The sequence below is a fragment of the Sphingomonas sp. NIBR02145 genome (assembly GCF_027359115.1).
Classification (GTDB): domain Bacteria; phylum Pseudomonadota; class Alphaproteobacteria; order Sphingomonadales; family Sphingomonadaceae; genus Sphingomonas; species Sphingomonas kyeonggiensis_A.
In genome coordinates this window covers 2,176,613-2,202,093 of record NZ_CP114791.1, presented here as the reverse complement: position 1 = coordinate 2,202,093, position 25,481 = coordinate 2,176,613, and the positions used below count along the sequence as shown (strand labels likewise).

Annotated in this window: 18 protein-coding genes; 9 read left to right on the top strand and 9 right to left on the bottom strand. The window is 67.9% G+C overall.

Annotated elements, in window-relative coordinates; all coding sequences use genetic code 11:
- Positions 1–90: 90 nt before the first annotated feature.
- From hutU to hutI, 4 genes are read right to left on the bottom strand one after another with little or no spacing between them, the layout of a single operon-like run.
- Positions 91–1,746, bottom strand: a complete 1,656-nt coding sequence (gene hutU / locus O3305_RS09695; protein ID WP_269576204.1) for a urocanate hydratase — start codon at positions 1,744–1,746, stop codon at positions 91–93.
- On the bottom strand, positions 1,743–2,552 hold the full coding sequence (gene hutG / locus O3305_RS09690; protein WP_269576203.1) for an N-formylglutamate deformylase: 810 nt from the start codon (positions 2,550–2,552) through the stop codon (positions 1,743–1,745). Before hutG ends, hutU begins: the two co-directional genes overlap by 4 nt.
- The gene (hutH, locus tag O3305_RS09685; RefSeq protein WP_269576202.1) at positions 2,549–4,078 is read right to left on the bottom strand and encodes a histidine ammonia-lyase; all 1,530 of its coding nucleotides are present in this window, start codon (positions 4,076–4,078) and stop codon (positions 2,549–2,551) included. The genes hutG and hutH overlap by 4 nt, the downstream gene beginning before the upstream one ends.
- A complete protein-coding gene (gene hutI / locus O3305_RS09680; protein ID WP_269576201.1) occupies positions 4,075–5,268 on the bottom strand; it encodes an imidazolonepropionase in 1,194 nt (397 codons plus the stop codon). Before hutI ends, hutH begins: the two co-directional genes overlap by 4 nt.
- 59 nt (positions 5,269–5,327) lie before the next feature.
- Between hutI and O3305_RS09675 the strand changes: the two genes are divergently transcribed.
- From O3305_RS09675 to O3305_RS09645, 7 genes are all read left to right on the top strand, one after another.
- A complete protein-coding gene (locus O3305_RS09675) occupies positions 5,328–6,668 on the top strand; it encodes a formimidoylglutamate deiminase (protein WP_269576200.1) in 1,341 nt (446 codons plus the stop codon).
- A complete protein-coding gene (gene hutC / locus O3305_RS09670; protein WP_269576199.1) occupies positions 6,665–7,357 on the top strand; it encodes a histidine utilization transcriptional repressor HutC in 693 nt (230 codons plus the stop codon). Before O3305_RS09675 ends, hutC begins: the two co-directional genes overlap by 4 nt.
- A 70-nt stretch (positions 7,358–7,427) precedes the next feature.
- The gene (locus tag O3305_RS09665) at positions 7,428–8,309 is read left to right on the top strand and encodes a LysR family transcriptional regulator (protein ID WP_269576198.1); all 882 of its coding nucleotides are present in this window, start codon (positions 7,428–7,430) and stop codon (positions 8,307–8,309) included.
- 94 nt (positions 8,310–8,403) lie between these two features.
- Positions 8,404–9,438: an N-acetyltransferase DgcN gene (dgcN, locus tag O3305_RS09660; RefSeq protein WP_269576197.1), complete on the top strand. Its 1,035-nt coding sequence runs from the start codon at positions 8,404–8,406 to the stop codon at positions 9,436–9,438.
- Positions 9,396–10,385, top strand: coding sequence for an N-acetyl-D-Glu racemase DgcA (dgcA, locus tag O3305_RS09655; protein ID WP_269576196.1), 990 nt, complete (start codon positions 9,396–9,398; stop codon positions 10,383–10,385). Before dgcN ends, dgcA begins: the two co-directional genes overlap by 43 nt.
- On the top strand, positions 10,382–11,947 hold the full coding sequence (locus O3305_RS09650) for an N-acyl-D-amino-acid deacylase family protein (RefSeq protein ID WP_269576195.1): 1,566 nt from the start codon (positions 10,382–10,384) through the stop codon (positions 11,945–11,947). Before dgcA ends, O3305_RS09650 begins: the two co-directional genes overlap by 4 nt.
- On the top strand, positions 11,947–13,188 hold the full coding sequence (locus tag O3305_RS09645; protein ID WP_342250462.1) for a dicarboxylate/amino acid:cation symporter: 1,242 nt from the start codon (positions 11,947–11,949) through the stop codon (positions 13,186–13,188). The genes O3305_RS09650 and O3305_RS09645 overlap by 1 nt, the downstream gene beginning before the upstream one ends.
- Positions 13,189–13,475: 287 nt before the next feature.
- On the opposite strand, the gene O3305_RS09640 is transcribed toward O3305_RS09645, so the two are convergent.
- Together O3305_RS09640 and O3305_RS09635 are read right to left on the bottom strand one after the other, a co-directional pair.
- Positions 13,476–14,741 carry an amidohydrolase family protein gene (locus O3305_RS09640; RefSeq protein ID WP_269576194.1) on the bottom strand — a complete coding sequence of 422 codons (1,266 nt, stop codon included), beginning with the start codon at positions 14,739–14,741 and terminating at the stop codon, positions 13,476–13,478.
- A gap of 8 nt (positions 14,742–14,749) precedes the next feature.
- The gene (locus O3305_RS09635) at positions 14,750–16,759 is read right to left on the bottom strand and encodes a S9 family peptidase (RefSeq protein WP_269576193.1); all 2,010 of its coding nucleotides are present in this window, start codon (positions 16,757–16,759) and stop codon (positions 14,750–14,752) included.
- Between the two features lie 128 nt (positions 16,760–16,887).
- Here O3305_RS09635 and dacB point away from each other — a divergent pair, with 128 nt between their 5' ends.
- Entirely contained in the window at positions 16,888–18,339 is a 1,452-nt protein-coding gene (gene dacB / locus O3305_RS09630; protein ID WP_269576192.1) for a D-alanyl-D-alanine carboxypeptidase/D-alanyl-D-alanine endopeptidase, read from the top strand.
- A 42-nt stretch (positions 18,340–18,381) separates the two neighbouring features.
- Here the strand turns inward: dacB and O3305_RS09625 are convergent, their stop codons facing one another.
- From O3305_RS09625 to O3305_RS09615, 3 genes are read right to left on the bottom strand one after another with little or no spacing between them, the layout of a single operon-like run.
- Entirely contained in the window at positions 18,382–19,569 is a 1,188-nt protein-coding gene (locus O3305_RS09625; protein WP_269576191.1) for a dipeptidase, read from the bottom strand.
- The gene (locus O3305_RS09620; RefSeq protein ID WP_269576190.1) at positions 19,566–20,570 is read right to left on the bottom strand and encodes a serine hydrolase domain-containing protein; all 1,005 of its coding nucleotides are present in this window, start codon (positions 20,568–20,570) and stop codon (positions 19,566–19,568) included. The genes O3305_RS09625 and O3305_RS09620 overlap by 4 nt, the downstream gene beginning before the upstream one ends.
- Positions 20,567–22,117, bottom strand: a complete 1,551-nt coding sequence (locus tag O3305_RS09615) for an MFS transporter (RefSeq protein WP_269576189.1) — start codon at positions 22,115–22,117, stop codon at positions 20,567–20,569. The genes O3305_RS09620 and O3305_RS09615 overlap by 4 nt, the downstream gene beginning before the upstream one ends.
- Before the next feature lie 314 nt (positions 22,118–22,431).
- Here O3305_RS09615 and O3305_RS09610 point away from each other — a divergent pair, with 314 nt between their 5' ends.
- A complete protein-coding gene (locus tag O3305_RS09610; protein ID WP_269576188.1) occupies positions 22,432–25,440 on the top strand; it encodes a TonB-dependent receptor domain-containing protein in 3,009 nt (1,002 codons plus the stop codon).
- The last annotated feature ends 41 nt before the right edge of the window (positions 25,441–25,481 follow it).

Here is a 25,481-nt window from a genome sequence, read left to right as displayed (position 1 = left end):
ACAGGTTCAGCATGACGGGGTTGCCAGAGGCGGACCCTGGTTGCAGCACGGCCCGCCTCCAGTCTCTCCGTTTCCGGAAAGAAGGACTGCCTACAAGATACCGGGCAGTTTGAGCCTCTTCTCACGCGCACAGTCCAAAGCTTCGACGTAGCCGGCGTCAGCATGCCGCATCACGCCGGTCGCGGGGTCATTCCACAGCACGCGCTCGAGCCGGGCCGCGGCTTCCGGCGTTCCGTCCGCGACGATGACCATGCCGGCATGCTGCGAATAGCCCATGCCGACGCCGCCGCCGTGATGGAGCGACACCCAGGTCGCGCCTGATGCGGTGTTGAGCAGGGCGTTGAGCAGCGGCCAGTCCGAGACTGCGTCCGATCCGTCCTGCATCGCCTCGGTCTCGCGATTGGGGCTGGCGACCGATCCGCTGTCGAGATGGTCGCGGCCGATCACGATCGGGGCCTTGAGTTCGCCGCTGGCCACCATCTCGTTGAAGGCAAGGCCGAGCCGGTGGCGGTCGCCCAGGCCGACCCAGCAGATGCGGGCGGGCAGGCCCTGGAAGTGGATGCGCTCGGCGGCCATGTCGAGCCAGTTGTGGAGATGCGCGTTGTCAGGCAGCAGCTCCTTCACCTTCGCATCGGTCTTCGCGATGTCCTCGGGATCGCCCGAGAGCGCGGCCCAGCGGAAGGGACCGATCCCGCGGCAGAAGAGCGGGCGGATATAGGCGGGGACGAAGCCGGGGAAGTCGAAGGCATTGGTCACGCCCTCGTCCAGCGCGACCTGGCGGATGTTGTTGCCGTAATCGACCGTCGGCACTCCGGCGGCGTGGAAGTCGAGCATCGCCTTCACATGCTGCGCCATCGATGCCTTGGCGGCCTTGGCCACACCCTCGGGATCGCGCTCGCGCTTCTCGATCCATTCGGCGACGGTCCAGCCGACGGGCAGATAGCCGTTGATCGGATCATGCGCGCTGGTCTGGTCGGTGAGCAGGTCGGGGCGGATGCCGCGCGCGAACATCTCGGGCAGCAGCTCCGCCGCGTTGCCGAGCAGGCCGACCGAGACCGGCTTGTCGGCGTTGCGGATAATCTCCAGCGCTTCGTCGATGCTCTCGGCGGCGCGGTCGAGATAGCCGGTGCGCAGGCGCATCTCGATGCGGCTCGGCTGGCACTCGATCGCGAGGCAGGAGGCCCCGGCCATCACCGCCGCCAGCGGCTGCGCGCCGCCCATGCCGCCAAGGCCGGCCGTGAGCAGCCAGCGGCCCTTGAGGCTGCCGCCATAATGCTGGCGGGCCATCTCGGCGAAGGTCTCGTACGTACCCTGCACGATGCCCTGGGTGCCGATATAGATCCACGAGCCGGCTGTCATCTGGCCGTACATCGCCAGCCCCTTGCGATCGAGCTCGTTGAAATGCTCCCAAGTCGCCCAATGCGGCACGAGGTTGGAATTGGCGAGGAGAACGCGGGGGGCGTTCTCGTGGGTGCGGAACACGCCGACCGGCTTGCCCGACTGGATCAGCAACGTCTCGTCGGCCTCGAGATCGCGCAGCGCGGCGACGATCTTGTCATAGCTCTCCCAGTCGCGTGCTGCGCGGCCGATGCCGCCATAGACGACCAACTCCTCGGGCCGCTCGGCGACGTCGGGGTGGAGGTTGTTCATCAGCATGCGCAGCGGCGCTTCGGTGAGCCAGCTCTTGGCGCTGCGCTCCGTGCCGGTGGCGGGCTTGATGGTGCGGCTGTTGTCGAGGCGAGTCATTCCGGGGCTCCGGCAAATTCGAGGCAGGCGATGAGGATGCTGGTCAGCGCCGCGCGCATCGGCGCGGCGCGGGACTGGTCATAGGGCGTCGGCCAGTGCGATTCGTCGAAGCGGGCGGGCTCGTCGATATAGCCGCGGCAGGCCAGCTCCATCTGGATCGCGTGGACGCCCTGTTCGGGCCGGCCATAGTGGCGGGTGGTCCAGCCCCCGCGGAAGCGGCCGTCGGTCACCTGGCTCCACGGTGTTGCTGCGCACGCGGCTTCAACGGCTTCGCGCAGAGCCGGCGCGCAGGTGGTGCCGCCATTGGTGCCGATGTTGAACTGGGGCAGCTCGCCGTCGAACAGGCGCGGGACATGGCTGCGGATCGAATGGGCGTCGTAGAGGACGATCCCGGGGTGGGTTGCGCGTAGGCGAGCGATCTCCGCTTCGATCGCGGCATGATAGGGATCGAAATACGCAGCGCGGCGCCGGGCAATCTCGTCCGTGCCGGGATTGCCGTCCCGATAGAGCGGTTCGTTGTCGAAGGTCGTGGTGGGGCAAAGCTCGGTCGTCGCCATGCCCGGATAGAGCGAGGCGCCCGAGGGATCACGGTTCACGTCGATCACGCTGCGGGAGAGCGTGGTGCGGATTGTCGTCGCACCCAGTCCGGCGGCGAAGTCATAGAGCTGGTCGATCCACCAATCCGCGTCCTTGCGCGCCAGCCAGGGCGAGACGAACTGCGCCTCGACATCGGCAAGGTCGGTGCCGGTGTGCGGAAAGGCGACGATCAGCGGCGCCTTGCCGCGATGGACGTGCAGCCAACTCATGCGACCCCCGGCAGCGCGATCGCCGCTGCCTTGGCGACCGCGCCGGCGCGGACCAGTGCGGTGGCGGCTTCGATATCGGGGTGGAAATGCCGGTCATGGTCGAGCGTTGGCACCTCGCTGCGCAGCCGGGCGCGGACGCGTTCCAGCGCTTCCGAGGAGGTGAGGCCGGCATGGAAGTCGCAGCCCTGCGCGGCAGCGAGCAGCTCGATGCCGATCACCCCGGCACAGTTCGCCGCCATGTCGAGCAGGCGCCGGGCGCCGTGCGCGGCCATCGAGACATGGTCTTCCTGATTCGCCGATGTCGGGATCGAGTCGACACTGGCCGGAGTCGCGCGCTGCTTGTTCTCCGAGACGAGCGCCGCGGCGGTTACCTGGGGGATCATGAAGCCCGAGTTGAGTCCGGGCCGGGGGGTTAGGAAGGCGGGCAGGTTGGAGAGCGCGGGGTCGACCAGCATCGCGATGCGGCGCTCGGCGATCGAGCCGATCTCGCAGATCGCCAGCGCGATCATGTCCGCGGCGAAGGCGACGGGCTCGGCGTGGAAATTGCCGCCCGACAGCGCCTCGTCGGTCTCGGGGAAGATCAGCGGATTGTCGCTGACGCCGTTCGCCTCGGTCTCCAGCGTGGTGCCGGCCTGGCGGAGCAGATCGAGCACCGCGCCCATCACCTGGGGCTGGCAGCGCAGGCAATAGGGATCCTGCACGCGCGGATCGTCGTCGCGGTGCGAGGCGCGGATCGCGGAGCCGGCCATCAGCGTGCGCAGCGTCTCGCCCACGGCGATCTGGCCGGGATGGCGGCGCAGCTGGTGGATGCGTGGATCGAAGGGCGCATCGGTGCCCTTGGCCGCCTCAGTCGAGAGCGCGCCGGTGACCAGCGCCGCCTGGAACAGCGTCTCGGTCTCGAACAGGGCGGCAAGCGCATTGGCGGTGGAGAATTGGGTGCCGTTGAGAAGGGCCAGGCCCTCCTTGGGGCCGAGCGTCACCGGGGCGAGGCCTGCTTCGGCCAGCGCCTGTTCGGCGGGCAGCACGCGGCCTTCGATTTCGATCGAGCCGACGCCGATCATCGTCGCGGCCATATGCGAGAGCGGGGCAAGGTCGCCGCTGGCGCCGACCGATCCCTGGCTGGGTACGACCGGCGTGAGGCCCTTGGCGAGCATCGCCTCGAGCAGCGCGACGGTGGCGGGCTGCACGCCCGAGGCGCCCTGGGCGAGGCTGGCGAGCTTGAGTGCCATCATCAGCCGCACGATCGGGGCGGGGGAGGGCGCGCCGATGCCGGCGGCGTGGCTCAGCACGATGTTGCGCTGGAGCGTGGCGAGGTCCTCGGCTTCGATCTTGACGCTGGCGAGCTTCCCGAAGCCGGTGTTGATCCCATAGACCGGCGCGCCATGCGCGAGGATGCGGGCGACAGCGGCGGCGCTCTCGGCGATGCGCGGGGCGCTGGCGGGGTCGAGCCTCGGCACCGCGCCGCGCCAGATCGCGCCCCACTCGGCCAGCGGCACGTCGCCGGGGATCAGCAGGATTTCGGTCATACGCCCTTCCAGATACCTTTGAAGACTCGGGCATGGAGCGGGTTCAGCCCCATGCGATAGACAAGCTCGGCCGGCCGCTCGATGTCCCAGATCGCGAGGTCACAGGACTTGCCGGGTTCGATCGTGCCGATTTCGGTTTGCAGCCCCAGCGCCCGTGCCGCCTCGCGGGTAACACCGGCCAGGCATTCCTCGACGGTGAGGCGGAACAGCGTCGCGCCCATGTTCATGACGAGCAGCAGGCTGGTGAGCGGCGAGGTGCCCGGATTGCAGTCGGTCGCCAGTGCAATCGTCACGCCGGCGTCGCGCAGCGCCTGGATCGGCGGCAGCTTTGTCTCGCGGACGAAGTAATAGGCGCCGGGAAGCAATGTCGCGACCGTGCCGGACTTCGCCATCGCCGCGATACCGGCCTCATCGAGATATTCGAGATGATCGGCCGAAAGCGCGCCGTATGAAGCCGCCAGCGCCGCGCCATGCTGGTTGGAGAGCTGCTCGGCGTGGAGCTTCACGCGCAGGCCGTGCGCCTTTGCGGTCTCGAGCACGCGCCGGGTTTCGTCGGGGGTGAAGCCGATCCCCTCGCAGAACGCGTCCACCGCATCGGCCAGACTGCCCAGTGCCGGGATCATCTCTTCGCAGATGAGATCGATATAGCCGGCGCGGTCGTCGGCATATTCGGGCGGCAGGGCATGCGCGCCGAGGAAGGTCGTCGCGATCCGCACCGGGCGTTCGCGACCCAGTGCCCCGGCAGCGCGCAGCATCTTCAGCTCGTCGTCCAGCGACAGGCCATAGCCCGACTTCACCTCGACCGTGGTTGCGCCCTCGGCGATCAGCGCGTCGAGCCGTGGCAGGGCGCTGGCGACGAGTTCGGCCTCGCCGGCTTCGCGGGTGGCGCGCATCGTCGAGACGATCCCGCCGCCGGCGCGGGCGATCTCCTCATAGCTGGCGCCCTGCAGGCGCAGTTCGAACTCGTGCGCGCGGTCGCCGCCATGGATGAGGTGGGTGTGGCAATCGACCAAGCCCGGGGTGATCCAGCGGCCCTTGCAGTCGATCGTCTCGGCCGCGGCCGGCGCCTCGCCCACGGAGCCGACCCAGGCGATCCGCCCGCCCCGGGCCGCGACCGCGCCGTGCTCGATCATGCCGAGGCCAGGCCCCGCCATCGTCGCGATCCGTGCGTTGGTCCAGAGTCGATCCATGCGCGCATCCTTGCCTGTGGCTTGAGTTATGTCTAGACATAATACGCAGGAGGCCCTGGATGTATCTCTGGTTCGAAACCGCGTTGCTCCCCACCGGCTGGGCCGAGCGGGTCACGCTGCGCATCGCCGAAGGGCGGATCGCCGACGTCCTTGCCGGCAGCGATCCCGCGCCCGATGCCGAGCGCCACCGCGTCGCGATTCCCGGCCTCGGCAATGTCCACAGCCACGGCTTCCAGCGCGGTATGGCCGGGCTGAGCGAGCGTCGCGGCCGGCCCGACGATGATTTCTGGAGCTGGCGGGAGATCATGTACCGGTTCCTCGACCGGCTCACGCCCGACGACATCGCCGCGATCACGGCCCAGGCCTATGTCGAGATGCTCGAGACCGGCTATACTCGTGTCGGCGAGTTCCATTATCTCCACAACGACGTGGACGGTGGCCGCTATGCCGACCCGGCCGAGACGGCAGCGGCAATCATTAGCGCCGCCGAGCAGACCGGCATCGGCCTGACCCTGCTTCCCGTCTTCTACGCGCACAGCGATTTCGGCGGCCGCCTGCCCAAGCCCGGCCAGCGCCGCTTCCTCTCGGATATCGACAGCTTCGCCCGGCTGGTCGAGGCGAGCCGCGCAAAGCTCCCCGCCGATGCCGTGCTCGGCGTCGCACCGCATTCGCTGCGCGCGGTCACGCCCGAGGAACTGGCCGCGGTCACCGCGCTGACCGACGGCCCGATCCACATCCACGCCGCCGAGCAGGTCAAGGAAGTCGAGGCGTGCGAGCAGTGGAGCGGCGCGCGCCCCGTCGAGTGGTTGCTCCACAATGCCGGGGTCGATTCGCGCTGGACGCTGATCCACGCCACGCACCTCAATGACTCCGAGACCGATCGCCTCGCCGGCTCCGGCGCGGTCGCCGGCCTGTGCCCGGTCACCGAAGCCAACCTCGGCGACGGCATCTTCCCGGCCGAGCGCTATCTGGCCGCCGGCGGGCGCATCGCCACCGGCACCGATTCCAACATCCAGATCGACGCCGCGTACGAACTCCGCTCAATCGAATATTCGGAGCGCCTTTCACTGCGCCGCCGCGCGATCCTCTCGCCCGAAGGCGCTTCGGTCGGCGAAACCCTGTTCAACGCGGCGCTTGCCGGCGCCGGCCAGGCGCTGGGCGTCGCAACCGGGATTGCGCCCGGCGCGCCTGCCGATATCCTGAGCCTGAACATGGACCATCCGAGCTTCGCCGGCGCCACCGCCGGCACCTTCCTCGATCGCTGGATCTTCGCCGGCCGCGCCGGCGCGATCGACTGCGTCTGGCGTGCCGGCCAGCTGCAAGTCGTTCGCGGCAGGCATCGCGCGAGCGAGGTTATTGCTAATCATTATCATAAAACTCTGGAGCGCCTGCTCGGGTGACGCTCCAGGAACGCATCCGCTCGGACATCGAGGATCGCATCCGCTCGGGCGAGTTGCGTCCCGGCGATCGCATCCCGTTCGAGCATGAACTGGTCGCCCATTATGGCTGTGCCCGCGCCACGGTGAGCAAGGCGCTGGAGCGGCTCGCCCATGCCGGGCTGATCGAGCGCCGCCGCAAGGTCGGCTCGTTCGTCGCCCAGCCCAAGGTCCATGCCGCGGTGCTCGAGGTGCCCGATCTCGCCCAGCTGATCGAAGCGCGCGGCGAAGCCTATGGCTGGGAGCTCGACACCTGCCGTGTGGTCAATCGCGATCCCGACATCGAAGTCTCCGGCATCCCGGCACCGGCCCTGCTGATCGAGGGCGTGCATTTCGCTGGTGGCCAGCCCTTCGCGCTCGAACGCCGGCTGATCGCGCTCGACACGGTGCCGGTGCCGCGCGCCGATACCTTCGAAACCGAGGCGCCGGGCTCCTGGCTGCTCCACCACGTACCCTGGACCGACGCGCGCCACCGCATCCGCGCCGTCTCCGCGGGCGGCGCGCTGGCAAAGCGGCTCAAGCTCGATACGCATAGCGCCTGCCTGCAGGTGGAGCGCTGGACCTGGCGCACGGGCAGAGCGGTGACCTTCGTTCGCCAGACCTTCCCGGGCGATCGCTACGACCTGGTCGCGGAGTTCACGCCGGGGGGCTGAAATTCACCCTTCCAGGGAGGGGAGGCAGCGGGGCCTTTCCCTTTTCCCAAACCACTATAGTTTGCGCGCAATGAACTTGCGCCACATCGAGATCTTTCACGCGGTATATGTCAACGGCTCGGTGAGCGGGGCGGCGCGCGCGCTCAACGTCTCGCAGCCTTCGGTGTCGAAGATGCTGCGGCATGCCGAGAGTCTGCTCGGCTTCCAGCTCTTCCACCGCACCAATGGCCGGCTCGTCCCCACCGAGGACGCGCACACGCTGTTCACCGAAGTCTCGGAGATCCAGGACCGCGTCTATGCGCTGCGTGAAGCGGGGCGGAACCTGAAGCGTGGTGCGGGCGGCATGCTCAAGGTCTCGGCGCTGCCCAGCCTGGCGCTCAACGCGCTGCCCACCGCGGTGTCGCGCTTCATGCGCAACCATGAGGGCGTGCGCTTCGACCTGCAGACCGTCCATCACGACGACCTTCTCCGCAAGCTCTACGAGCGCGAGACCGATGTCGCGATCGCGTATGAAGTGCCGCACGCCGCGCCGATCGGCCATCGCTGGCTGGGCGAGGGTGAACTGGTGGTGCTCTACCGCGAGGAGGACATGCCCGACGCGCCGCCGCGCATCGAGCTGGAGCGGCTCCGTGGCCGCCCGTTCATCAGCCTCGCCAATTCGGGCCCGATCGGCCAGCTGTTCAGCCAGGAATGCGCGCGGCTCGAGCTTGATCTCGACGAGGTGATCTCGGCGCGAACCTTCTACATCGCCACCGCGCTGGTCGCGCAGGGTGTGGGCATGACGGTGGTCGACAGCTTCACCGCCCAGGCCTCGCTCGTCCCCGGTCTGTCGATGCGGCCGCTCAAGCCGCAGCTCACTTTCGACGTCCATGCGATGTTCCTGCTCAACCGCCCGCCGACGGCGCTGGCCACCGATTTCCTCAAGACGCTGGCCAAGGTGATCGACGCCTAAGGGCAAGCCCTTAGGCTGCCATAACGGCTGGCTATGCCGAGGCGCCGACTCGCTATGCGCGGTGCCGGATGCGGAGCGATAGCGTTATCACCCAATGATACCGGCACCTTACCTCCTTTACCTCGGTCACAGCACCGACTTCGTAGGCATCAAGACCTCGCGCGGCCTCGCCGAATTCCGGCGGCCGGATTGCGTGGGTGAGTTCCGCCACGACGATTCCACCCTCACGCTCGGCCTGCCGCGCATGACCATCGAAGAAGGCGCTGCGGCGGGGGCGAAGACGCTCGTGCTCGGCATCGCCAATTCGGGCGGCGTCATGGGCGGTGACCTGGTCCGTGATGCGATGGCCGCGCTCAATGCGGGCATGAACATCGCCGCCGGTCTCCACCAGCGGCTGCGCGACGTGCCCGAGCTGGCCGCGCTGGCCCGGGAGAAGAACCTGCAGCTGTTCGACGTGCGCGATCCGCCGGCGGATATGAAGGTGGGCAATGGCTATGCCCGCGCCGGCCGCCGCATCCTCACCGTCGGCACCGATTGCTCGGTCGGCAAGATGTACACCACGATCGCCATCGCCGATGCGCTCAAGGCGCGGGGCGAGAAGGCCGATTTCCGCGCGACGGGCCAGACCGGCATCCTGATTGCCGGCTCGGGCGTGCCGATCGACGCTGTCGTCGCCGATTTCATCTCGGGCGGGATCGAGGCGCTGGCGCCCGAGCGCACCGATGGCGGCTGGGACGTGATCGAGGGCCAGGGCTCGCTGTTCCACCCGAGCTTCGCCGGCGTCTCGACCGGCCTGCTCCACGGCGCCCAGCCCGAGGCGCTGATCCTCTGCCACGATCCGAGCCGCAGCCATATGCGCGGCATTCCGGGCCGTGCGCTGCCGGGGCTGAAGGAGTGCCTGGAGGCCAACCTCCAGACTGCGCGCCTGACCAGCCCGAACGTTCGCGCCGTCGGCGTCTGCCTCAACACTTCCCGCATGGAGAAGGTCGAGGCCGAGGCTTTGTGCCGGCGGATCGAGGCCGAGCTTGGACTTCCCTGCACCGATCCGATCGCCTTCGGGGTCGAGGCGATCATCGACGAGTTGCTATGCACCGAAGTCTCGCGGCCCGTCACGACCGCTTCCTCCTGACCAGGCCGTTCCGCATCTCGCGCGGGGTGAAGACCGAGGCCGATGTGGTCACGGTCACGATCCGCGCGGGCGCGCTGGAAGGGCGGGGCGAGGGCGTGCCCTATGCCCGTTATGGCGAGAGCGTCGAGAGCGCGCTGGAGGCGATCGAGGGCATCCGCCCGGCGATCGAGGCCGGCGCGGGGCGCGAGGAGCTGCTGTCGCTGCTGCCGGCCGGCGCCGCCCGCAATGCAGTGGACTGCGCGCTGTGGGATCTTGAGGCGCGGGAGGCGGGCAGGAGCGTTGCCGAGCTGATCGGTGCGCCCGAGCCGGGGCCGCTGGCCAGCGCGCTCACCATCGTGATCGACACGCCGATGATGATGGGCGTCGCCGCGCGCCGTGCCGCTGCCGCGCCTTTGCTCAAGGTAAAGGTCGATGGGCGCCTGCCCGATGCGCAGATTCGCGCGGTCCGCAACGCCGCGCCCGATTCGAAGCTGATCGTCGACCCCAATGAGAGCTGGGACGCCCGGCTGGTCGAGGCGATGCAGCCGGTGCTGGCGGAGCTGCGGGTTGATCTGCTCGAGCAGCCCGTCTCCGCCGAGATCGATGCCTGCCTCGAGACGTTCCAGCACCGCGTGCCGATCGCTGCGGATGAATCGATCCACACCAGCACGGAGCTGGACCTGGTCGCCCGCCGCTACGAGGTGGTGAACGTCAAGCTCGACAAGGCCGGCGGGCTCACCGAGGGGCTGCGGCTCGCCAACGCTGCCCGTGCGCGCGGGCTCGGGCTGATGACCGGCTGCATGGTCAGCTCATCGCTGTCGATCGCGGCCGCGCTGCACATCGCGCGCATGTCCGATTTCGCCGACCTTGACGGTCCCCTCTGGCTCGCCAAGGATCATCCGGGCGGCGTCGAGGATCGGGACGGCACGCTTTATCCGCCCGTCAAAGGATTTTGGGGAACGCCATGAAGGTCGCGCTGCTGCTGGGTATTGCCGCTGTCTCACTGGGAGCAGCCGCCGCGCCGCTCCCGCCGCAGAAGGTGGACCTGCTGATCCGCGGCGGCACGATCTATACCGGCTCGGACGCGCCGTTCATCGGCGATGTTGCGATCAGTGGCGATCATATCGTTTCGGTGAGCCGGCACGCCACCGTCACTGCGGCGCGGATCATCGAGGCCAAGGGCATGATCGTCGCGCCGGGCTTTATCGATCCGCACACCCATATGGGCGGCGACCTAGCCTCGGACGACCAGGCCAGGCGGCTGGTCCCGGCCTTCCTGATGCAGGGCGTTACCACCGCCTTCATCGGCAATGACGGCGGCGGCGATCCCGATGTCGCCAAGGTGCTCGGCAGCGCGAAGACCAAACCGGTGGGCATCAACTATGCGGCCTGGGTCGGCTTCGGTGCGATCCGCGAGAAAGTGGTGGGCGAGGACAATCGCGCACCGACGCCGGAAGAGCTGGCCAGGATGAAGGGGCTGGTCGCCTCGGCGATGTGCCAGGGCGCGCTTGGTCTCTCGACCGGCCTGTTCTACGCGCCGCAGAGCTTCGCCAAGACCGAGGAGGTCATCGAGCTGGCCAAGGAAGCCGGCAAGCGCGGCGGCAGCTATGACAGCCATATCCGCGACGAGAGCAGCTACACTGTTGGCCTGGTCGCGGCGATCGACGAAGCGATCCGCATCGGCCGCGAGGGCGGGCTGCCCGCGCATATCAGCCATATCAAGGCGCTCGGCGTCGACGTGCAGGGCGACGCGCCGAAGATCATCGCGACGATCAACGCGGCGCGTGCCCGCGGCGAGAAGGTGACGGCGAACCAGTATCCCTGGTCGGCATCGGGCACGAGCCTGGTCGCTTCGCTGGTGCCGCTCTGGGCGCAGGATGGCGGCCGTCCGGCGTTGCTCAAGCGCTTCGACGATCCGTCGCTTGCCGAGAAGATGCATGCCGGCATGGTCGAGAACCTCCGCAAGCGCGGCGGGGCGGACAAGCTGCTGATCGTCGAGGGCAAGTACAAGAACCGCTATCTCGATGCAGTCGCCAAGGAAATGAACCTGGCGCCGGTCGATGCCGCGATCGCGGTGATCCGCATCGGTGATCCCGGCACCGTCTCGTTCAACCAGAGCGAGGCCGATATCGCCGCCTTCATGCAGCAGCCCTGGGTGATGACCGGGTCGGATGCCTCGGGCGGCCATCCGCGCGTCTATGGCTCGTTCGCCCGCAAGTACGACAAGTACGTCAAGACCGACCATGTCATCACGCTGCGCCAGTTCATCGAGCGCAGCTCGTCGCTGACCGCCGACACCTTCGGGCTGGCGGGGCGCGGGCATCTGCGCGGCGGCGCCTATGCCGATGTCGTGGTGTTCGATCCCAGGACCTATGCATCGCGCGCCACTTATGAGCAGCCGGCGCTGCTCGCGGCCGGTGTGCGGACCGTGGTGGTCAACGGCGTGGTCGCGGTCGACAGGGGGGCGATGACCGGCAAGGCGGCCGGACGTTCCATTGCCCACAAGCCGAGCGCGGGGAGCTGCAACTGATGGCCTGGTGGTTCGGCACGGCGCTGTGGAAGCGCGTCCTCGCCTTTCTCGTCCTCGGCGTGGTCTTTGCGCTGGTGCTGCCGCAGGGGGCTCCCTATCTCCAGTTCATCGGCGACCTGTTCGTCCGGGCGATCCGCATGCTGGTCGCGCCGATCGTGCTGGTCACCATCGCCTCGGGCATCACCTCGCTCGCCGATCCGAAGCGGCTGGGGAGCCTGGGCGGGCGGACGGTGGGCATGTTCGCACTGACCACCTTCATCGCCGTCTCGGTCGGCATGCTGGTCGCCGCGATCGTCCAGCCGGGCGTGGGCGCGCCGCTCGGTACGGCCGAGGCACATGTACTCGGCAAGCCGGTTACGCCCTATGAGCAGCTGATCAACATCATCCCCACCAACATCTTCGACGCGTTGGCCAAGGGCGATATGCTGGCGCTGATCTTCACTTCGATCCTGATCGGCTGCGGCACCGTGGTGGCCGGCGAGCCCGGCAAGCCCTTCGCCAATCTGCTGCAATCGACGTCCGCAGTGCTGCTCCGCGTCGTCGGTATCGTCATGGAAGCGACGCCCTTCGGCGTGTTCGCGCTGATCGCCAATGCGGTGGCCGCCAATGGCGCGGCGGTGTTTGTCCATGTCGGCTGGCTGGCGCTGGCGGTGGTGCTCGGCTCGCTGATCCAGATGCTGGTGGTGCACAGCCTGCTGCTGCGCTTCGTCGCGAAACTGCCGCTGCTGCCCTTCTTCCGCGGCATCGTGGATGCGCTGGCGGTGGCCTTCTCCACGGCGTCCAGCGGCGCGACGTTGCCGGTGGCGATGCGCGTCTCCGAGCAGAATCTCGGCATCGGCCGCCCGGTCTTCTCGACCGTGCTGCCGCTTGGCGCGAGCATCGGCAAGGACGGCACGGCGATGTATGTCGGCCTGCTGAGCATGTTCGCGCTCCAGGCATTCGGCGTTCACCTGACCCCGACCGTCTATGCCACCGTGCTGCTGACCGGCGCGCTGGCGGCGTTCGGCACCGCGCCGGTGCCCTCGGCCTCGCTGTTCATGCTGGCGGCGGTGCTGAGCGCGGTGGGCGTCTCGCCGGAACAGACTGCGCTCGTGGTCGGCTTCGTGCTGCCGTTCGACCGGCTGCTCGACATGACCCGCACCGTGCCGAGCGCCTCGGCGAACCTGACCGTCGCCACCTTGGTCGCGCGCTGGGAAGGGGAGCTGGACGAAGAGGTCTATCGCGCGCCCGATATGGCCTGAGCCTTTCATCGTCATTCCCGCGCGGGCGGGGAGGACGACGGTCCTACACGGGATGCGGGTGCGACCCGTCAAAGTACACGAAGGACAGGCCAAGAGCGGGTTTTCCGGCCCGAAATCTTCCCTGTTTCCTCGGGTATGCGCCGCATCTCGCAACATTGTTGCGTGCGCGTGATCCTATTTTTCCTGCGGGGTCAAAGAGCGGCTGGGGGTAACCCCGGCTGTGGGAGCCGAGCAGGCAAAATCCTACATTGCAAGTTCAGCCCACTCCCGCAGGCGGGAGAGGGAGATCAGTCCGCCAGCGAAACCTCACGCCCGCCAACCCAGACCCGCTTGACCGCGTACAGGTCCCGGAACGTCACATCCGGCGCGCCGGCGACCAAGACGAGGTCGGCGCGGGCGCCCTTGCGGATCACGCCTTCGTCCTTGCGGCCCATGATCTCGGCGCTGACCTTGGTGCCTGCCTCGATCGCCTCGGCGGGGGTGAAGCCCAGTTCGGTGAGGATGCGCATCTCGCGCAGTGCGCCGAAGCCGGGATAGACGCCCTCGATGCCGGTATCGGTGCCCACACCGATGCGGATCCGGGCGACCTGGAGCCGGCGGATATTCTCGCGCATGATCTCCCAGCGCTTGCTGTCATAGGGGGCGATTGCCTCGCCCTTGGCCAGCCGGGCGGTCTCGCGTGCCTGCTGCTCGGGCGTGAGCAGGGCCAGTTCCTCGGGCGCCAGCACGCGCGCCTCGAGCGGCTCATAGGTCGCGAGCGTCGCGACATAGGCCATGTGGTGCTTCTTCATCAGGCCGATCAGCTCATTGTCGACCAGCGCATCGCCGACGCCGTGGGCCAGCGAGTCCACGCCCGCGCGCGCTGCGATCTTGGCGCCTTCGAGCGTGACGGTGTGGGTCATCACCTTGATGCCCGCCTTGTGCGCATCCGCGACGATCGCCGCCAGGGTCGGCTCGTCGATGCTCGGCTTGTCGGGGCGGGCGGGATCGCCATAGCGCCAGCCATCGGCGAACACCTTCACCATGTCCGGCTTGTAGGGCAGCGCCCTGGCCATTGCCGCATGCGCCTCCTCCGGACTGGTGACCTGGAGCGTGATCGCATTGGTGAACTGGCTCTCGGTGCCATGCCCGTCAGGCACGCCCAATCGCACCGCCAGCGTCAGGCGCGGCGTATCGGCGCGGAGCGCGCGGATGCCGGCCATCATCTCGCCCGAGACAGAGAATTCGTTGATGCTGGTCACGCCCGCGCGCAGGTACGGCGCGTAGAAACGGTGCAGCGACGCGGCGTCGGTAAAGGCCTCGCGCCTTGTGTGGATGTGGAGGTCGTGCAGACCGGGGATCAGCGTCAGCCCGGTCGCGTCGATCACCTCGGTGCCTTCGGGCACGCGCAGCTTCCTGCCGACGCGCACGATCCGGTCACCCTCGATCAGCACGTCGCTCAGCTTCGCCTTGCCGCCGGTGCCGTCGAACACCCGGGCGCCGTGGATCAGCGTCGCGCGCTCCTGCGTCTGTGCCTGGGCAGTGCCCGCTCCGGCCAGTGCCGCCGCTGCCATGATCACCCTCATTTCAGATGCGCGTCGAAGAAGGAGATGGTGCGGCCATAGGCGGCGAGCCAGTCTGCATTGCGGAAGAATTCGTGGCGTTCATTGGGGAATACGAGCTCCTCATGCGGGATGCCGCGCGCCGCCAGCTCGCGGGCGAGCAGCAGCGACTGGGCGAAATCGACATTGCGGTCATCGTCGCCGTGCACGAGCAGCACCGGCGAGCGCCAGGTCGCGATCGAACCCATGGGCGAGCTCTCCCATTGCTTCTGGCGCGCCGCGACCTGCGCATCGGGCGAGAGATTGCCATCGACATTGCGCAGCAGGGTGTGGACGCCATGGAAGTCGGCGCCCGCCTTGAACAGGTCACTGTTGCGGGCGAGGGCGAGGGCGGTGAGATAGCCGCCCCAGCTGCCACCCCAGATGCCGATCCTGTCGGCCTCGACATCCTTCTGCGCCGCGAGCCAGCGCCCGCCGGCGAGCACGTCGCGATATTCGGTGGCGCCGTCGCGGGCGATGCCGGGGGCTTCGCGGAACGCCTGGCCATAGCCGGTGCCGCTGCGATAATTGACCGACAGCACGGTATAGCCCTTCGCCGCCAGCACCTGGTTCATCACATAGGCGTTCGAATAATATTGGCCGTGATGGAAGCCGAGCAGCATCTGGCGGCGCGGCCCGCCATGGACGAAGATCAGCGCGGGATGCCTGCCCTTGCCCTGACCACGGAACAGCTGGGCATGGACGGTCACGCCGTCCTCGGCCGTGTAGGTCACCGCCTCGGGCGTGATTGCGCCCTTCAGCTCGGCGACCTCGCCCAGCGGCGCTAGCCCCCTTGCGAGGACCGGATGCGCCGTGTGGCTGGCATCGGCCGCGATGCCGGCAAGCTGGCCGCCGCCGAACAGGGGCAAGCTCTCGCTGCCCTTGCCCTGGGTAACCCGCTTCGCCGCGCCACCGCTGGCCGGCACTTGCCAGAAATGGCGGCGATCGGCCTCATCGGCATTGGCGGCGAAGGTGACGACATCGTCGGCGCCGAGGAGGAAGGTCTCGACCTCGAACTTGCCCGGAGTCAGCTCCCTGGGTTCGCCGCCCCTGGCGGCGTCGATCGCATAGACATGGAGGAAGCCGGTGCGCTCCCAGGGGAAGAGCAGCTGACCGGCCTTGCTCCAGTAGAGATTGTGCTGGCGGGTGCCGTAATAGCGGCCGCCCATGCCTTTCGGCGCGCTCCACAGCGTGCGGGCCTTGCCGGTGGCAGCATCGGCGACGCGGATCGACCAATAGGGCCCGCCGTCACCCGCCGCGCCGGCGGGCGGATCGAGATACTGGATATAGGCGACCTGGCTGCCGTCCGGCGACAGCGCCGGCTCGGCCGAATAGCCGAGCGCCGGGTCCATGTATGTCAGTTTGCCGGCATCGACGTCGAGCAGGGCGACGAAGCCGTGCCCGTCGCGATTGTCGACGAAAAGCAGCTTCCTGCCGTCGGGCGTCCATTTCAGGTCGCTGACTCCGCCGCCGACCGCGCCGATCCGCGCCGCCTTGCCGCCGGCCCAGACCCAGATCTCGCCGCGCTTCGTGAAGGCGATGCGCTGCCCGTCGGGCGAGAAGGCGGGCATATGGCCTTCGCCGATCGCGACCGGGGGCTGGCCGTCCTCGGCGAGGAAGAGCTGCTGGTTGGGCGTGAAGGGCAGCGAGGCGGTGTTGGGGATCTTGCCGTCGGGGAACTCGTCATCGCCGCCGCGCACGAACGCGATGCGCTTGCCGTCCGGGCTGAGCGCCACGTCGTAGAGCATCATGCCGTCATCCTCGGCATAGCCCGTCACCTGGCGCGCCTGCTGGCCGGCATCGGCCACCCAGAGGTTGCGTGCGCCGGCCCGGTTCTCGACCCAGGCGAAGCGCGGCACGTCGCGGGCGCCGGCCATCTGGCTCGCAGTCGGCAAGGCGAGCGCGGCGGCCAGGTCGTTGGTCTGGGCAAGCGCGGGAGCGGCACTTGCGAGCATCGTCGCGCAGGACAGGTTGAGGGCGATCCGGATCATCTTCATTACGCGAACGTGCCGGTGCCATGTTGCCGGTACAATGCTGGCATGCGCGGTGGTTATGCCGGGGCCATGCCTCTGAATGATCGCGGGTTTGCACGCCGCACGGGCGCGGTTACGCTTGCGGCATGAAGCACATCGCACTTGGTCCTGTCGCGCTCGGCATCGCCCTGACGCTCGCCACCCCCGCGCTCGCGCAGCAGACGCTGGAGCAGCGGGTCGCCGCCAAGCTGGCCGAGGCGCCGCAGGGCACCCGCTTCGGGCTGGTGGTGGTGGACGACAGCGGCAAGGAGATCATCGCGATCAACCCGGACGGCCGCTTCATCCCCGCGTCGAATACCAAGGTCTATACGACGGCCACCGCCTTCGCGAACCTGGCCGACATCAACGCGCCCGATGCGGCGGCCGGTACCGCGGTGCGGTTGCAGGGGCAGGATGTCGTGCTGGAAGGGCGGGGCGACGCGCGGCTGTCGAGCGCAGACGATTGCACCGTCGATTGCCTCGCCACGCTGGCCGATGCGATCGCGGCGAAGACGAAGCATGTCCGCAACATCATCGGCGACGACACGCTCTTCCCGGACCAGCGCTGGAGCCCGGGGATGAGCTGGAACAACATCCCCAGCTCGTCGGGCACCGGCATCTCGGCGCTGACGCTCGACGATAACGAGCTGAAGCTCACCGTTGCGCCCGCCAAGGCCGGAGAAGCCGCGAAGGTCGAGCTCTGGCCCTATTTCACGATCGACAACCAGGCGAAGACGGTGCCGGGCGACAAGACCGAGCTGGGCTGGGACCGTGATCCCAACAGCAAGCTGCTCCACATCACCGGCACGATCGGCGCGGACGCCAAGCCGCGGGTGTGGAAGCTGGGGATCGACGATCCGGCTGAGTACGCGGCGTGGCGGCTCAAGGTGCTGCTCGAGGCACGCGGGGTGAAGGTGAAGGGGGCGATTCAATCGCTGCATCGGCGACTGACCCCGCAGGATGATCGTGCGAACCGCACCTTCCCGCCGGTGGAGGTCACGGTGCCCGGCATCCCCGCGCTCGCGCGGCTGACCCCGGCGCCGTTCGCCGAGGACCTCAAGCATATCAACAAGGTCAGCCAGAACCTTCATGCCGAGCTGACCTTGCGTCGGGTCGGCCTGCTCGACGGCGGCAGCGGTTCGATCGCGGACGGGGTCGCGAAGGTCGAGCAGGTGCTGGTCGCCGCAGGCGTGCCGCGCACCGCCTGGGACTTTTCCGACGGATCGGGCATGTCGAGCTATAACCGGGTGAGCCCGCGCGGTTCGGTGCTGCTGCTGCGCTGGGTGGCCGCACAGCCCTGGGGCGCGCAGTTCCGCGACACGCTGCCGATCGCCGGCTTGGACGGCACGCTGTCCCGCCGCTTCAAGGGCACGCCGCTGGAGGGCAGGCTGTTCGCCAAGACCGGCACGCTCAACCAGACCAACGCGCTGGCCGGCTATTTCACCGGGGCGAGCGGGAAGAACTACACCTTCGCCTTCTACGCCAACGACGTGCCGCAGGATGCGAGCGGTACGAAGTATATGGACGACGCGCTGAACCTGGTGGCTTCCGCCAACTGAAAGCCGTCATCCCCGCGAATGCGGGGATGACGTTTCCTAAGGTTACTTGTTCTTCGCTGCCCAGTCCTCGGCCTGCTTGAGCACGCGGAGCACATTGCCGCTCCAGATCTTCTCGATGTCGGTATCCGAGAAGCCTTCCTTCTTCAGCCGCGCGGTGATCTTCGGCAGCGCGGTGATGTCCTCCATTCCGCGCACGCCGCCGCCGCCGTCCCAGTCGGCGCCGATGCCGACATGGTCGACGCCCATCACGGCGATGCAGTGGAGCAGGCTCTTCATGAACAGCTCGAAATCGGCGCCCTGATAGGGGTTGGTCGCGTCCGCCTTCGCCTTGTCGGCGATCAGCTTCTTCTGCTCGGCATCCGACAGCGCGTGCCAGTCGTCCTGGCGGTTCGAGATCTTGTTGCGGGCATCGTCATGGTCGCCATCGACCAGATAGACGCTGTTGACCTGGAGCACGCCGCCCGCCTTGGCGAGCTTGCGCATGCGATCGTCGTCGAGGTTGCGCGGGTGGTTGTAGATCGCCTTGGGGCCCGAGTGCGAGGCGATGATCGGGGTCTTGGACAGCGCCATCGCCTGGTCGAACACGTCGTCCGACGAGTGGCTGACGTCGATCACCATGCCCAGCCGGTTCATCTCGGCGACCCATTGCTTGCCGAGCGGGCTGAGGCCGTTCCACTGCTTGACCTTGTCGGTGGCGCTGTCGCCGAACTGGTTGTTGCGGAAGTGGATCGGGCCGGCCATGCGCACGCCCTGGTCGTAATACCACTTCAGCAGCGTGAGGTCGGTGCCGAGCGGGTAGCTGTTCTCGATCGACTGGAAGACGACGCGCTTGCCGGCCTTGGCGATGCGATAGGCATCCTCGGGCGTGGTCGCGAATTCCATCTTGTCGCTGTTCGCGGCCACGACGCGCTGGATCCACATCTCGCGGGTGAGCGCGGCGTCGCGGGCCTTGGCATAGCCTTCGGGGGTGAGCGGGCCCTGGCCGGTGTAGATCACGAAGAAGCCGCCATCGAGGCCGCCCTGCTCCATGCGCGGCAGGTCGATCTGGCTCTTGTCGAAGTCGCGGTCGTGCCACTCGTCGAACTTCCAGCCGGGATGCTCGAACAGCTCGGGCGTGTCGAGATGGGTGTCGAGCACCAGCATCTGCTGATGCGCCAGCCGGTCGGCGGGGGTGGGCGTGTCGCTATCGGGCCCGGACAGGGCGATGGCGAGAGCGAGGAGCGAGATCATAGGGCCTCCCAGGCAGTGATGACGGCATCCCCCGTCGCGGGGCGCAGCACGAAGATGCCGCTGTCGAAATGGCGCGTCGGGTGGACGCGGTTGGTGAGCAGGGTCCAGGCGAGGCCGCGGTCGAAGTCGATCCACAGGCCGGTGCCGGTGAAGCCGGTGTGGCCGATGGTCTCGTCCGAGCAGGCCTGGCCGCCCGACCAGCCGGCGAACTTGCGTTCCCAGCCGCAGGTACGGTGGCTGTATTGTGGGGTGCGGATCGCCGCGAGCATCGCGCCCGAGAAGCTGCCGGACAGCACCCCTTGCGCGAAGTCGAGCACGCCGGCGACGGTGCCGAACAGCCCGGCATGGCCGGTCTGCCCGCCCATCGCCGCGCAATTCTCGTCATGGACCTCGCCCTTGAGCACGCGGTTGCGCCACATGCAGCGCTCGGTCGCGACGGCGGGGCCGGGGGGCGGGCCGTAGCTGAGGCCGGGGCCGAGCGGCCATTCGCCCAGGGGTTTGCCGGTCACCCGCTCGATCGCGATGCCGAGCAGCAGGAAGTTGATGTCCGAATAGACCGGCTCGGCGATATGCTTCCACTCGCGCTGGAGCACGAAGGCGCGGAGGCGGTCCGGATCGTCGCCATAGGTGTAGATCGGCTCGACGGCGGGGAAGAGCGTGCGGTGCGCCAGGCAGTCGCGGAACGTCAGCGTGCGCTCATAGGCGCCGGCGACGTCGTACTGGCGGAGGTCCGGGATCACGCTGGTCAGCGGGGCGTCGAGATCGATCCGGCCCTCGTCGGCGAGGCGGAGGATCATCGTCGTGGTCGCCACCACCTTGGAGACCGAGGCGAGGTCGAACCAGTGGTCGAGCGTCAGCGGCTCGGGCTCGGGGACGAGGGCTGCCATGCCGGTATGCGTCACCCAGCGCCGCCCGTCCGCCGCGACCACGCCGAGCGTCGCGCCCGGGATGCGGCCCGAGGCGACGGCCTCGGCGGCGGGTGCGAAAGCGCGCTCGATCATGCCGCGGCGCCTGCGGGCGTGTCGTCCGGGCGCGGCTTCGCCTTCACGATGAAGGGCAGGAACACGAGCGCGCCGAGGCTCATCGCGCCGGCCATGATGAAGAAGCCATCATAGCCGATCGCCTTCTGGAACACGCCCGACAAGCCCGCGAGCAGCCTGGGGATCAGGAAGGCGAGGCCGGAGAACAGCGCGTACTGCGCGCTGGGGAAGCGCGGGTTCACCAGCAGCGAGAGATAGACGACGAACACCGCGCCTTCGAAGCCGTGGCCGAACTGGTCGATCGCCATGGCGAGATACAGGTCGAAATCGCCGGCGGTCACCTGCACGCCGAACAGCGAGAACCACACCGGCCCGCCCGGCGACTGATAGGCCAGCCAGGCGAAGATCCAGTTGGACAGCGCCGACATCACCGCACCGATCACCAGTGCCCAGCCCATCGGCGCCTTGGCGGCGAGGATGCCGCCCATCGTCACGCCGAGCATGCCCGCGATCAGCGCGACGAAGCCGTCGGCGACGCTGATCTGCTCGAGCCCATAGCCGAGATGGTTGAACATCGGATGGGAGAGCGCGTTCGCCATCACGTCACCGGTGCGATAGACCGAGATGAACAGCAGGATCGGGATCACGACGAGCCCATAGCGCCATGCCACATCGACATAGGGACCGACCGCGGCCGAGCGGCGCAGCGGCGCGTCCCAAGGCAGTTTCTTCAGCCAGGGCACCGAGGCGCCGAGGATGATGAAGGGCAGCAGGCAGACCGCGAACACCCAATAGCTCACCACACCCGGGTTGCTGATTCCGACCGAACCGATCGCCGAGAGCAGCGCCCAGCCGACCAGTCCGACCGCGACGATGCTCGCCACCATCGCCACCGCGCTGGCGACGATGCCCGTGACCAGCGCGACCGAGCGCCCGCCGCCGCCTTCGGCCTCGGGCCGCATCGCGGCGAGGATCGGGAAGGGCACGAAGGCCAGCACCGCGACCGACAGATAGGCGATCGTCCAGTCGAACTTCGCCGCCATGAAGATCGCGCCGCCGCTGGCGATCACCATCGAGGCGCGATAGCCCCATTGGTTGGCGGCGACGAGCGGGCCCTGTTCCTCGGCATTGGGTGCCAGCTCGACGCGCCAGCCATCGGCGGCGATCTCGAGCGTGCTGGTCCAGAAGGCGAGCAGCACCGCAAACAGCGCGGTCATCGGCAGATTGGTGTCCGAGGCAGTGAACGCCATGCCGATCGTCGAGGCGAAGATCGCGAGCTGAGACAGCATGATCCAGCCGCGACGCTTGCCGAAGAAGCGGCCGAAGCCGGGGACGTCATATTTCTCAAGCAGCGGCGCCCAGGCGAACTTGATCGTCGACATCAGCGAGACCCAGGCGAAGAAGCCGATGATCACGATGTCGACGCCGTGCCGCGCGAGGCGCAGCGAAAGCGTGGCGCTGAACAGATAGAAGGGCAGGCCGGCGGCAAAGCCGAGCAGCAGGTACAGGCCCATGCGCCCCCAGCCGGGGCGGACCGCTGCCGCAGCGGGACTCGGCGCCTCAGTCACGCGGCACCGGGCAATAAAAACGCTTCATGCAGGCTCCCTCGCCCTGGTTTCCCTAACGCTCGGACGGGGCGGCGGCGCAGTCAATGGCGACGCTAGCACGCTTGTGTTGCAGTCGTGTCACGCTTTCCCGCAGAAACGTCTCATTTGATGCCACTGGGTTATGCCCCGGTGCACAGAAACTATGGCGCGGCGCAGCATTCTTGATACCTAATGCCCTCTCACCGCGCGGGAAACGCGGTTTCAGGGGGTAAGACAACATGATCGAAGCGAGGACTCTCAGGAGGATTCTTGTCTCGGGCGTTGCGTTCGCCGCCATGGCGAGCGCCATGCCGGCCTGGGCGCAGAGCACCGACACCACGACGCAGGAAGCCGCAACGCCAACGGGCGCGGTTCCCACCACGGATTCCGACGAGAGCGGCAAGCCGAGCAAGGGTAACGAGATCATCGTCACCGGCTCGCGCATCAAGCAGGACCCGAACAATTCGGCGCTGCCGCTGCAGATCATCACCCAGCAGGAAATCACCCGCAACGGCATCAGCAGCCCCGAGCAGCTGATGATGTTCCTGACGACCAGCGGCAGCGGCGCGGACAATCTCGCTTCGAACTCCGACGTGGTCACCGGCGCGCAGCGCGGCACCAACGGCCTGTCGGCGGCGAACCTGCGCGGCCAGGGCGCCGGCGGCACGCTCGTGCTGCTCAACGGCCGCCGCGTCGCCGCGCACGGTCTTTCGGGCTCCGCGGTCGACGTCAACCAGATCCCGTTCGCGGCGATCGAGCGCGTCGAAGTCCTCAAGGACGGCGCCTCGGCGATCTACGGCACCGACGCGGTCGGCGGCGTGATCAACTTCATCACCAAGAAGGACTTCCAGGGCCTCAGCCTCAACGGCTTCACCGACACCACCGAGCAGGGTGGCGGCAACATCTATCGCATCGGCGGCGTCGCGGGCTTTGGTGACCTCGACGAGGACGGCTTCAACGTGATGGGCGCCGTCGCCTATAGCTGGAACAAGATGCTGCGCGGTTCGGAGCGCAGCTTCGTCAACGGCAGCCAGCCCAATCGCGGCCTTTCGGTCGATACGCGCGGCACCCCGGTGGCGACGGCATTCAATATCGGCGCGAACACCCAGCCGGGCAGCATCACTGCCGGCGGCACGCTGCTCACCGGCCTGACGCTGACGCTGCCGAACGGCGCGAACGGCGCGTCGGGCGGCATCAACATCCTCGACCTGCCGGGCGGCGCGGGCTGTGACTCGATCGACGGCGGCATGGCCTATGACGAGCAGCTGTGGAACACGCCCAGCGCGCAATATGCCTGTTCGTGGGATACGGGCCGCGCCGCGGTGATCCAGCAGCCGATCCAGACGCTGACCTATTACACCAAGGCGACCTGGCGCATCTCGGGCGACCATATCGTCGCCTTCGAAGTGACCGGATCGGACGCGGACTCGGCCAAGAGCTTCTCGAACGCGCAGCTCACCGCGAACACCACCAACCTGCCGATCGCCTATCCGCGCAATGCGGCGACGCAGGCGCAGTATGACTCGGTGTTCAACGCGATCCGTTCGGCGTTCGACGTCCCGACCAACCCGAACCGCACCGCGCAGATCGCGGCGCTCAACGCGCGCTTCGGCCAGCCGATTTCCTATCGCTGGCGCTGCATCCCCTGCGGTCCGCGCGAGTACAAGACCAACACCAGCACCTTCCGCGCCGCGCTCGGCTTCGAAGGCCCGCTCTGGACCGGCTGGGACTATCGCGCGGGCGCATCCTATGCGCGCAGCGAAAGCTCGTCGGTGCTCGGCAGCGGCTATTATTATCGCGGCACCAACGCCAACGGCAGCTATGACGTCAACGCACCCGCGGTTGCCGGCGCCGGCCTGATCAACGGCCAGCAGGCGCGCGGCCTGGTCGGCGTGATGAACTCCGGCCTCATCAATCCGTTCAGCCTCACCCAGACCGCAGCCGGCCTTGCCGCGCTGGAATCGGTCTCGGCCTATGGCGCGACGCTCTATGGCGGCCGCTATGAAGTGAAGCAGGCCGATGCCTCGATCTCGGGCCCGCTCTTCCCAATTTGGGGTGGCGACGTCCAGCTCGCCGCGGGCGTCGATTATCGTCGCGAGACCTATGAGTTCAACGGCTCGGCGGCGGCTGCCGCGGCGGCGCCGGTGATCTTCCTGGCCGCGTTCGACAACGTCAACGCGCTCACCCCGAAGAAGCGCGACGTGAAGGCGGCCTATGCCGAATTGCTCGTGCCGCTGTTCAAGGGCTTCGAGCTGACGCTGGCCGGCCGCATCGACGATTACACCGGCTTCGGCAGCACCAAGAACCCGAAGATCGCGTTCAAGTACCGTCCGATCAACGAGCTGATGTTCCGCGGTTCGTACAACACCAGCTTCCGCGTCCCGACCTTCAACCAGATCTACAACGGCATCACCGAATCCCCCTATGCGGGTTCGGACATCGCCGATCCGGTGAAGTGCCCGGGCGGCGTGCCGACCAGCAACTTCGGCAGCGGCCTGCCCTGCGCGCAGATCCGCCCGAACATCTGGACGGGCGGCACGGCGGACCTGCGTCCGGAAACGGCCAAGCAGTTCAGCGCCGGCGTGGTCTTCCAGCCGATGAAGGACATGAGCCTGTCGGTCGACTTCTGGTCGATCGCGGTGGACAACACGATCCAGCTGCTGACGCTGCGCCAGCTGATCGACAATGCCGCACTGTTCTCCGATCGCTTCGTCCGCGACGCGAGCGGCACGGTGCAGGTGATCGACGACCGCTGGATCAACGCGGGTTCGCGCCGCACCCAGGGCCTGGAATTCACCTATCGCAGCGGCTTCGAGGCGCTGGGTGGCAAGTTCTCGACCGGCCTGGACGGCACGCTGCTGCTCAAGAAGCGCGAGAAGCTCACGCCCAGCTCGGCCTATGGCCCCAGCCTGATCGGCGTGTTCAGCTATGCCGGCGACCTGGGCATCAAGTGGAAGCACAACGCGTTCGTCAGCTGGTCGAACGACCAGTGGTCGATCTCGCTCAGCCAGATCTTCCGCCAGGGCTTCAAGAACGGCGCCCTTCCGGGCATCGCGGCGGGCACGGTCACGCGTCCGGACTATAATGTCCGCACCGACGACTACATCATCTACAACGCCTCGATCAGCTTCAACGGCCTGGCACCGGGCTATCGCCTGAGCCTGGGTGTGAAGAACATCTTCAACACCGATCCGCCCTTCACCATCACCTATGACGGCAACAGCGGCGCCGGCAGCTCGTGGGATCCGCGCGTCGCCGATCCGCGCGGCCGCGCCTACACCGTCTCGGCGCAGGTGCAGTTCTGATCCTCGATTGACCGAGGCACGCAGGGAAGGCCGGGGCAGTG